The sequence below is a fragment of the Aquimarina sp. I32.4 genome, from assembly GCF_002924285.1.
Classification (GTDB): Bacteria; Bacteroidota; Bacteroidia; order Flavobacteriales; family Flavobacteriaceae; genus Aquimarina.
The window spans coordinates 1-10019 of the sequence record NZ_PGUB01000132.1 but is presented as its reverse complement, the minus strand read 5'-3'; the positions used below and the strand labels follow the sequence as shown (position 1 = coordinate 10019).

The 10019-nt window shown below is 31.8% G+C and carries 10 protein-coding genes; 7 read left to right on the top strand and 3 right to left on the bottom strand.

Annotated elements, in window-relative coordinates:
- The first annotated feature begins 360 nt into the window (after positions 1 to 360).
- Positions 361 to 825 (top strand): hypothetical protein, encoded by a 465-nt coding sequence (locus CVD18_RS19780; protein WP_199185113.1) that lies wholly within the window; start codon positions 361 to 363, stop codon positions 823 to 825.
- Positions 826 to 967: 142 nt separating this feature from the next.
- Here CVD18_RS19780 and CVD18_RS19775 read toward each other — a convergent pair whose 3' ends face one another.
- Positions 968 to 1285: a hypothetical protein gene (locus CVD18_RS19775; RefSeq protein ID WP_146052869.1), complete on the bottom strand. Its 318-nt coding sequence runs from the start codon at positions 1283 to 1285 to the stop codon at positions 968 to 970.
- Positions 1286 to 1590: 305 nt separating this feature from the next.
- Between CVD18_RS19775 and CVD18_RS19770 the strand changes: the two genes are divergently transcribed.
- The gene (locus CVD18_RS19770; RefSeq protein WP_158250515.1) at positions 1591 to 2451 is read left to right on the top strand and encodes an AraC family transcriptional regulator; all 861 of its coding nucleotides are present in this window, start codon (positions 1591 to 1593) and stop codon (positions 2449 to 2451) included.
- Here CVD18_RS19770 and CVD18_RS19765 read toward each other — a convergent pair whose 3' ends face one another.
- Positions 2452 to 3234: a S1/P1 nuclease gene (locus CVD18_RS19765; protein ID WP_103867225.1), complete on the bottom strand. Its 783-nt coding sequence runs from the start codon at positions 3232 to 3234 to the stop codon at positions 2452 to 2454.
- A 242-nt stretch (positions 3235 to 3476) separates the two neighbouring features.
- Here CVD18_RS19765 and CVD18_RS19760 point away from each other — a divergent pair, with 242 nt between their 5' ends.
- The 5 genes from CVD18_RS19760 (at position 3477) to CVD18_RS19740 (ending at position 9451) form a co-directional block, all read left to right on the top strand.
- A complete protein-coding gene (locus CVD18_RS19760) occupies positions 3477 to 4403 on the top strand; it encodes an alpha/beta hydrolase (RefSeq protein ID WP_103867224.1) in 927 nt (308 codons plus the stop codon).
- A 42-nt stretch (positions 4404 to 4445) separates the two neighbouring features.
- Positions 4446 to 5252, top strand: coding sequence for a Cof-type HAD-IIB family hydrolase (locus tag CVD18_RS19755; protein WP_103867223.1), 807 nt, complete (start codon positions 4446 to 4448; stop codon positions 5250 to 5252).
- 2 nt (positions 5253 to 5254) lie between these two features.
- Positions 5255 to 7156, top strand: a complete 1902-nt coding sequence (locus CVD18_RS19750) for a peptidase M61 (protein WP_233194599.1) — start codon at positions 5255 to 5257, stop codon at positions 7154 to 7156.
- A 191-nt stretch (positions 7157 to 7347) separates the two neighbouring features.
- Complete coding sequence (locus CVD18_RS19745) at positions 7348 to 8652, top strand: DUF819 domain-containing protein (RefSeq protein WP_103867222.1); 1305 nt, start codon at positions 7348 to 7350, stop codon at positions 8650 to 8652.
- An 88-nt stretch (positions 8653 to 8740) separates the two neighbouring features.
- Positions 8741 to 9451: a DUF4369 domain-containing protein gene (locus CVD18_RS19740; RefSeq protein ID WP_103867221.1), complete on the top strand. Its 711-nt coding sequence runs from the start codon at positions 8741 to 8743 to the stop codon at positions 9449 to 9451.
- A gap of 44 nt (positions 9452 to 9495) precedes the next feature.
- On the opposite strand, the gene CVD18_RS19735 is transcribed toward CVD18_RS19740, so the two are convergent.
- Positions 9496 to 9933, bottom strand: coding sequence for a proline dehydrogenase family protein (locus CVD18_RS19735; RefSeq protein ID WP_233194598.1), 438 nt, complete (start codon positions 9931 to 9933; stop codon positions 9496 to 9498).
- Between the last annotated feature and the right edge of the window lie 86 nt (positions 9934 to 10019).

Here is a 10019-nt window from a genome sequence, read left to right as displayed (position 1 = left end):
GACTTTTTTTATATACATATGCTTAAGATTTTTGTCGAGTCATCAAGTTAAGGTATTTTTGTAAGTAGCTAAAAAAAAGCTCCCGAGGCAACGAGGATTAGTTCAACAAATGCTAAAGCACCTAGTACGGTGCCTCTTAATACTGTTTTCAAAATTAAAAAATTTAAGTTTGTGTTACCTTTTTAACTGCTGCTTCCTATTTTTATTGTTTATCCTTACATAATTTATGGGTATCCCCCTTTCTTCTAAAAAACCTATGACTATCAGCATACTACATAAAAATATTACGCCTTACATACAGTATGTCATCTCTTTTTTTCGTATCTTTAAAAGACATCTCTTTCTAAAAACGCTACTCTTATGACACCACTTTTCAAAAAATTACAATTACCTAATCATCTAGATGAAATATTGATCCTTAATGAACCCAAAGGGTTTTGTAAAGAATTAGATTGCTTAAAAGATGTACTGGTTAAGGAATCTCTGATACAAGTATCAGAAGTAGATTTTGCACTCGTATTTATAACCCAAAAAAGTCAAATCGAGAATCGTATAGAAACCGTATTTCCAAAGCTTGTAGGAGATGCTGTATTATGGTTCGCATATCCAAAAGGAAATTCTAAAAACTATACCACAGAAATTACAGAAAATCACGGTTGGGGGGTTCTAGGAGATTACAACTTAAGACCTGTCAACAAAATCTCTATTGATAAAGATTGGGATGCTATACGTTTTAGAAAAATAAGCTTTATTCTAAGTTCTACTGGGGACAAAAAATTTGAGCTTAATGGGGTTCTTCATGAAAAATCGACACCGATCAAATAAAAAACATCTATCCCCTGTTTTCTAACATATGCTTGTATTTTTATATAAAAAATACCCTTGCCGTAGTAGTCACAAGGGTATTATAATCCAAAACAAAACCAATATAAGACCTCTCTGCAAAGAGGTTATTTTTTTCTATAAATTATTGCATTACACCATATGAATCTTTATCATATCTTATTGAACTCAAATCGTACTTCTTTTTTCTTAGTAATATAATTGCCAAGATGCAAAGAAATAAATGTATCAATGCCAAAGGGAAATAGCCTGAATCCAAAAAAAACAAAGAACAAAAGCTAAAAAATACGCTACTCGTGAGAAGTGCTTTTCTTATAAAAATTCCTAAAGTCAAAAACATCCCTATTCCAAACTCTCCAAAAGGAACTAAGGGAGCTAACTCTTCCAAAAATCCAAAACCAAATACTGTAGTCGTATCAAAATATGTGTCAAGTCTATTCAAAAATTCAGAATATTTAATCACATTATATGTCCCACATATTATCAAAATTATCCCAAACAAAACCTTTGTTATGTGGTACAAAAAAAATCTAATTCGCATGAGTAATTTGTGTTATTTTTTTGAGCGGCAAAAGTAAATCCTGCCTCTATTATAGCACTTGTATAATCTCACATATTACTTGTAAAAAAAGAGTATTTAAATACCCTACATAAGAATCAAATGTTTCGTTTATAAGCACTTGTGAAAAATAATTACTATTTTATTAATTTTATTTTTGTAACTTTAAAATGTTAAAAAAATTGTTCATGAACCGTTATACACTGCATGAGACTTTTGTTGTGCACCAATATTCTATTGGTGAATGGGAAGCGGAACCTCATAATCATAATTATTTTGAAATAATTTTTATTGAGAAAGGAAATGGGTATCATACTATTAATGAAATACGGTTTCCATACAAAAAAAACGATATTTTTTTGTTAGCTCCAGAAGACACTCATCATTTTGAGATTGAAAAACGCACTAGTTTTACGTATTTCAAATTCACCGAGCTCTTATTTTCTAGTAAAGTCAATCTTCCTGATAGGAAATATTGGCTACAACGAATTGAGCAATTGCTTCATCAGCCTAATATTATACCTGGAGATGTAATTTCACATGAAGAAGACAGAAATATTGTTTGGGATATTCACAATGTAGTATTAGAAGAGTTTAAAAATGAAAAAGTATACTATCAAGAAATTATTTCTAATGCTATAAGTACTATTCTCAGTATAATCGTACGTAATATTACCGAAAAGTATAATTCTAATCAAAAAAATATTCCTGTAACTCATAGCAAAATTGATTTGATACTAAGTCATATTAGACAGCATGTTTATGACAATGATCTTACTAAAATTAATTATCTCGCTAAGAAATTTAATATGTCTCAAAGTTCTATTAGCACATATTTCAAAAGAAAAACAGGAGAATCTATTCATCAATATGTTACCAAATACAAAATGAAACTAGTTGAATACCGTTTACAGCATACTGAGTTTACTATTGCAGAAATAGCATATCAATTAGGGTATACAGATGAAAGCCACCTTACTAAAACGTTCAAAAAACACTTCTCAATGTCTCCTAAACAATATCGAAAAGATCTTTCTATTAGTAATTAATTACCCAAAAACATCATTCAAAACTTTGGCCAACCGTATTCCTGATTTATGTAATTGAGACCATACAATAGGAAAATATTGATACATATATTTATACCCTAATTTTTCGCCCACATTTGCAGAATTATATATCTGTTTAGCCAATTCTTGTGATTCATAAACCCAATCCAAAGGGTTTTCCTTTTGTATATCTCTAATTTGATTCTTTGACAACACATCTGTATTCAAAGACAATTCGGTATAGCTCATCCCGTAATGATTAATCATCTCACTATCCCAAACTCTATGCAAATTAGAACCTTTTTTGAACCAACGTACCTGTATGTCATTTCCTCCTTTATCTTCTTTCTTACCTACATGGAGCGGCTGGTGTAAATCTCCAACAAAATGCACCAACATCTTAAGGTAAAAAGCCTTATCCTCTTTACTTGTTTCTTTATTTTTCAATATTGATATGCAAGTTTCAATCCCCTGAATCAAATCACCATAAGTACTCGGTTTTTCTTCACCATACTTTTTATCAAAAGAAAAATTGACATAATGCCATGAGCCATATTTCCTATACTGTTCATCACTCTTGATATCATCAGCAAAAGTTGATACAAGAGCAAGACTCTGACCATCAAGAAGTCGCATTATACCACGTCTTGTCTTCTCAGTAAGATACCCTTCTGCTATTTGACCTGTTACTCTATGACCAGTTTTTCCCCAATCATAATCTGAAGAAAACCCAGACAAAGAGATTGTAATTATGATAAGTAAGCATGTATATTGAAGTTTCATTTATTTATATTTTGAGACAAAGATAAAAAAGGGTATGTTAGTGATTCATTAAAAACAGATAGTAACCAAAATAAATTCAAAACAACAAACAGTTGTCGCTTGTATCAAATATGCGTCCCCATTTATCGTTTACTTTTTTTGTATGCCATCATTTTTAATAGCATAAAAATTACATTATACTTTTTTACTAAATACTGGTTTTTTTATTTTATCTATACCATACCAATAAATCTATTATTACTATGAAGAATACACTTTATTTATTTATGTGCTTGATAACTACTCTGTGCTTGGCGCAGTCAAAAGAATACAATTCTGCAGTTGTCAAAATCAATAAATATGTAGAAGGTACTTTGGTAACACCATATTCTGATGACTCTGTTCCATTGATTATTTTTATAATGGATGCTGGAGCAATTAATAGAGATGGCAATGATAGAATGTCAAAAAATGATACATTCAAACATCTCGCATACGAGCTTGCAAAATCAGGTATAGCCACATATCGTTATGACAAAAGGCTTTTTAAAATGGATGGCCTTGGAATTCGTGAGCATGAAATTTCTTTGGATCATTTTATTGAAGATGCAATTTCTGTTATAGAGTTTTTTAAGAAAAATAAAAAATATAAAAAGATTAGTATTGCTGGTCATGGACAAGGGTCACTCATAGGCATGATTGCTGCCAAAGGAAGAGCCAATAGTTTTATTTCTATAGCAGGGAATGCCATGCCTCTGGATCAGGTAATTATTGAGCAAATTGCCAAACAAGCTCCAGGTCTAGACAAGAGTGCTGCTGTAGCTTTTGAGCAATTAAAAAAAAGTGGTAGAGCAACAGAGTATGACCCTGCTCTCGAATCTATTTTCAGATACGACCTTCAACCCTTTATGAGGTCATGGTTACAATATAATCCCTCTGAAGAAATAGTAGAATTAGAAATACCTATTTTGATTATGTATGGTGATAAAGACCTTCAGGTAGAAACAGCACAGGCAGAAAAACTAAAAGAAGTTGTTCCTCAGGCAGATTTTTTATTTGTTCAGAACATGAATCATATTTTAAAAGAAATCAAAGGAGGTCGATTAGATAATCATAAATCCTATAATGAACCCTTTAGAAAAATAATGCCCGAAATTATATCGGGTATTACTAACTTTGTAAAGCAGTAATTTTACCAAAGAAACTATTTAACTTAAAACCAAAAACGCCTAATGCCACATCGCATTATATTCTCAGATATTGATGGAACATTGCTAAACTCCCAAAGAGAACTTTCTGAACTTACTATTTCAGAAATTAAGAGAGTTAAAAATACCACACCTGTTATTCTTATCTCTTCTCGAATGCCAGATGCTATGTATCATTTACAGGATGACTTAGATATAAAAAACCAACCTATAATCTGTTATAATGGAGGATTAATCGTGATGGATCAAAAACCAATTCATTCTACCTTTATATCCCCTGATATTATAGAAAAACTAGACAGCTTTAATACAAATCAAAAAGTACATGTAAGCTTATATCACCATAACGATTGGTTTGTTCCTGAAATGGATTTTTGGGCAAATAGAGAAGCCAATAATACCAAAGTAACTCCCGTTGTGCGATCCACAAAACAGGTAATACACGAATGGCAAACTGATAACAAAGGAGCTCATAAAATTATGTGTATGGGCGAAGAATCAGATATCGATCAAGCATATTCTTTTTTAGAAAATAACTTTAAGGATACACTTCATTTATATCGCTCTAAACCTACCTATATAGAAATTGCCCATAAGAGTATTTCAAAATTAACAGCTATAGAAATTTTATTAGATACACATTTTAAAATTCCTATTTCTGATGCCGTTGCCTTTGGTGACAATTACAATGATATTGCAATGCTCAAAGCTGTTGGAACAGGGGTAGCAGTCGCAAACGCAAAACCAGAAACATTACAAATTGCAGATGTTATTACCCTTTCTGGTAAAGAAAACGGAGTAGCCACTTACATTCAACAAAACATTATATAGCTGTGCAAAAAAATATTCAAACCATACTTATACTATTACTTGCACCTCTAGTGTTATTTTTACCTTCTAGTTGTAAAAACACACAAGCCGTTACACACACAAAGCAACCTTCTCTTGTACGAGCATTTATAAACCTTGTTAATGTAACAGATGATAAAGTAAAAGTAGAAATCCAAATCAATAGCATCAATCAAGATACACTAAGCTATTTTTTACCCAAAATAGTTCCTGGTACATACCAAAATAATAACTTCGGGAAGTATATCGAAGATTTTAAAGCACTAGACAAAGAAGGAAACTCTCTTATCGTACAAAAAAATGGTCATAACCAATGGAAAATACAGAACGCAACACAATTAAACAAAATCACCTATTGGGTAAATGACACTTTTGATTCAGAAGAAACCCATGATGTTTTTTCGCCAACAGGCACTAATATTCTTAAAGACAAAAATTTTGTATTGAATCTACACGCTTTTATAGGGTACTTTAATGGGCTGAAAGAAAAAAAATATAATTTATTTATCAAGCACCCATCTAATCTAGAAGCCTCTACATCTCTTGAAGAAATACTTTTTGAAAATACTGATAAAACTATTTCCAACAACGATGTAGATTATTTTTCATTCAAAAGGTATGCCGATGTTGTAGACAATCCGATCATGTATTCTGTTCCTGATCAGGTTAGATTTACTGTCAATGATATAGAAATCTTATTAAGTGTATATTCTGATAACAAAACAAAAAGAGCTTCAAAAATAATGCCTCAGATGGAGCATGTAATCAAAGCTCAAAAAGATTTTCTAGGTCCTATCAATTCAACAAAAAAGTATAGCATCCTATTATATCTCTCTTCTTCAAAATCTAATGATGCCAGAGGTTTTGGAGCTCTAGAACACAACACTTCTACTGTTGTAGTATTACCAGAATCTCTTCCAAACGAAAAGCTTAATGAAGCGCTAACCGATGTTGTCTCTCATGAGTTTTTTCATATTGTAACTCCTTTAACATTACATTCTAAAGAGATTCATGATTTTGATTACAACAATCCAAAAATGTCTGAACATTTATGGTTATACGAGGGTACAACAGAATATTTTTCGATGTTATTTCAAATTACACAAGGGCTTATCTTAAAAGAAGATTTTTTTGAACGGATTGTTGACAAAATCGAAGCTGCTGCTTCATTTGATGATTCTGTCTCTTTTACTACTATGAGTAAAAATATACTGGTTGATCCTTATAAAAAGAACTATAGAAATGTGTATGAAAAAGGTGCGTTAATCTCTTTATGCCTAGATATTATTATGAGAGAAAAGAGTAATGGTGCACTAGGAATCTTGGACCTCATCAAGAACCTATCAGAAGAGTTTGGTATAGATGTTCCTTTTGAAGACCAAAACCTTATCGCTGCAATAGAAGAAGCATCTTATCCTGCAATAAGTGATTTTTTACAAAAACACGTGGTGGGTAATACCCCTATTGATTATGAATTCTACCTGAATAAAGTTGGAGTGTCATATGGCATAAAAAACACGCCCTCTTCTTTTTTTATTTTTGAACAAGAACCATTCGTTACAGGATATGAAGCAACAGATGAAGTTATTTTCACTTCAGATATTCCGTTCAATAGTTTTTTAAAAAAATTAGGTGTCCTAGAAGGTGATGTACTACTTAGTATTAATAATAAAAAATATACCCTCAAAAACATATACGACCTTTTTGGAGACTCTAATAAGTGGAAAATTGGAGATAAAATTACCTTTCGCATCAAACGTAATGGTAAAACAATAGAACTCACATCAACTGTAATAAAGCCTACAGTTGAAAAAATAATCCTAACACAAAACCCAAAAGCTTCTGAACAACAAAAAATGCTGTTAAAAAACTGGCTAAATGACTAATATTAAATTACGCATGTCATTTTGTTCTTTTTTTCCCTAAATTCCTTATTCATAAAAATAACGATGTCTTTAATACGCCATTTAATGGTTAATTTGGCATAACACATTCTTCTCTTTTCTGAAGTTGTTTTTGCCTTCTTCAAATTAAATGTATTTTGCAAGTATTATTTTCAAATTAAAGAAAAATATACATGGAGAATGTTCCGTTTTTTACTGATGATACTATCGTTTTTGGTATCCTTCTATTTTGTTTAGGTCTTATTTTTTATACATCATCTTTAGAGAATAAGTTTTGGAAAACATTTTATAAGTATATTCCTGCCATATTACTATGCTATTTACTACCAGCTGTTTTTAATTCTTTAGGAATTATCTCCCCCGAGTGGAAAGAGCTTGATAGTGAGGGAGAACTTATAAAAAAATCTTCTAATGTCTATTATGTTGCCAGTAGATACTTACTCCCAGCAGCACTTGTATTAATGACATTGAGTATTGACCTTAAAAGCATTACTAATCTTGGTCCAAAAGCACTAATTATGTTTTTAACAGGAACAATAGGTGTTATCATAGGAGGGCCTATTGCGGTTCTTCTTATTTCTATGATCTCTCCTGAAACTGTTGGAGGCGCAGGGTTTGATGCCGTATGGCGAGGGCTATCTACACTAGCTGGTAGTTGGATTGGTGGTGGTGCGAACCAAGCTGCTATGCTAGAAATATATCAATATAACCCAGAAAAATACACAGGTATGGTATTGGTTGATATTGTCGTTGCCAATATATGGATGGCAATATTATTATTAGGAATAGGTAAAAGTGATAAAATTGATCGTTGGCTAAAGGCTGATAATAGCGCTATTGAAGCGCTAAAACAAAAAGTATCAAGCTATTCAGAAAGTATTACCAGAAACCCATCACTAACAGATTATATGATTTTATTAGCGATCGCATTTACTACCGTAGGAATTGCACATTGGGGTGCAAAAGGGATATCTAATGCTTTATCTGATAATTTTGAAATTTTTAACGACCCTAGCTCGGCCTTATCTTCTTTTACTTCCACCTTTTTTTGGATGGTTACCATTGTTACAGTTATAGGGATCATATTATCCTATACCAAAGCAAAAAAATATGAAGGAGCTGGTGCTAGTAAAATCGGTAGTATTTTTATCTACATCCTTATTACGACTATTGGAATGAAAATGGATATTGGTAGAATTTTTGAAAATCCAGGGCTTATTGCTATTGGATTAATCTGGATGGCGATTCATGTCTTACTGCTTTTTGTCGTTGCCAAATTAATCAAAGCCCCTTATTTTTTTCTCGCTGTAGGTAGTAAAGCTAATATAGGCGGAGCAGCTTCTGCCCCTGTAGTTGCAGCTGCATTCCACCCTTCACTAGCAACAGTAGGTGTTCTTCTTTCTGTTTTTGGATATGTGGTAGGTACCTATGGAGCAATTTTATGCACTATATTAATGCAAATTGCATCTGGAAGTTAATAAAAGAGCTTAGATTTTTAAAATCCAGACTTTATTTACAATAAAAACTTGCATATTTGTGACCCAATAAAAAACCAATAATTACAAGATGAAATATTTATCTGCCATATTCTTTCTATTTACGGTATTAATCAGTTGTAACGCTCCAAAAAAAGGAAATGTAACCATTACAACAAATATAAAAGGACTGAAAAAAGGAACCGTATACCTACAAAGAATACAAGATACAGCCTTGGTCAATATAGATTCTATAACTATAGATGGTAATTCTGAATTTATACTTACCTCTCAGGTTCAGGAACCTGAAATTCACTACCTCTATTTAGATAAAAAAGACGGAAAACAATATAATGACCGTATTGATTTTTTTGCTGAACCTGGAGAAATTTCCATTTCTACAAGTTTACTTGATTTTGAGAATGATATAAAAATAAAAGGTGGCAAAAATCAAGAAAAATACATGGAGTATAAAAAAATGCTCAAACGATTTAATGATAGAAACCTAAGGATTATCAAAGAAAACTTTGAAGCCAGTAAGCAAAAAGATGATGAAAAATTGATGGAAAATGATAAAGCTTACAAAAACCTTGTTCGTCAAAAATATTTATATACGATCAACTTTGCTATCAATAACAGAAAACTAGAAGTCGCACCTTATATAACACTAAACGAAGTATTTGATGCCAATATAAAATTTCTAGACACTGTTGCTAGCTCATTAAGTCCTAAGGTAAAAAAATCTGTATATGGTAAGCAATTAATCAAGTATATAAAAGATCGTAAAGCAAAAGAAAAATAGGATTAACCCCTTAGACTTTGCTAGGTATAAGGGGTTAAAATAGCTTAGTTAACAATATCTGACAAGGCTCTAAAAAGGTTCAAAGGATATTCTGCTATTCGATTACATAGATACAAATACCATTCTTTACCATATACTAAATATAATTTTGTTTTGTACCCTTCATTTTTCAAAGTAATCAATTGCTCTGTTTGAATTCCGTAAAGGCTCTCAAACTCATATATTTGATGGGTAGATTTATAATAATTAATTATTTTTTTTGCTTCTTGTTGGATACTGTGATCATGTGTCGCAATTGAGCACAGATGCTTTGCTGATAACAACTGGTCGACATAACTTAAATACACCTCATCTAGTTTTTGACCTCTAGGAATAGAAAGCCCTTCAGGCACCTTAAAAGCACCTTTTACAATTCTTACCCTACCTTTTTCTTTAATAAGGTCTTTAAAATCATCTTTGCTTCTATATAAATATGCTTGCATTGTTATAGAGTGGATACGCTAGAGCAAGCTGACCCCCTCCCTAGATCAGTATTAGGCACTATATATTAGCTGCCGTTCTGTCGGAT

Excerpts from the sequence above, each read along its gene's own strand:
- CVD18_RS19740 (WP_103867221.1), top strand. The coding sequence starts at position 8,741 with ATGAAATATTTATCTGCCATATTCTTTCTATTTACGGTATTAATCAGT.
- CVD18_RS19760 (WP_103867224.1), top strand. The coding sequence starts at position 3,477 with ATGAAGAATACACTTTATTTATTTATGTGCTTGATAACTACTCTGTGC.
- CVD18_RS19735 (WP_233194598.1), bottom strand. The coding sequence starts at position 9,933 with ATGCAAGCATATTTATATAGAAGCAAAGATGATTTTAAAGACCTTATT.
- CVD18_RS19765 (WP_103867225.1), bottom strand. The coding sequence starts at position 3,234 with ATGAAACTTCAATATACATGCTTACTTATCATAATTACAATCTCTTTG.
- CVD18_RS19780 (WP_199185113.1), top strand. The coding sequence starts at position 361 with ATGACACCACTTTTCAAAAAATTACAATTACCTAATCATCTAGATGAA.
- CVD18_RS19755 (WP_103867223.1), top strand. The coding sequence starts at position 4,446 with ATGCCACATCGCATTATATTCTCAGATATTGATGGAACATTGCTAAAC.
- CVD18_RS19770 (WP_158250515.1), top strand. The coding sequence starts at position 1,591 with ATGAACCGTTATACACTGCATGAGACTTTTGTTGTGCACCAATATTCT.
- CVD18_RS19745 (WP_103867222.1), top strand. The coding sequence starts at position 7,348 with ATGGAGAATGTTCCGTTTTTTACTGATGATACTATCGTTTTTGGTATC.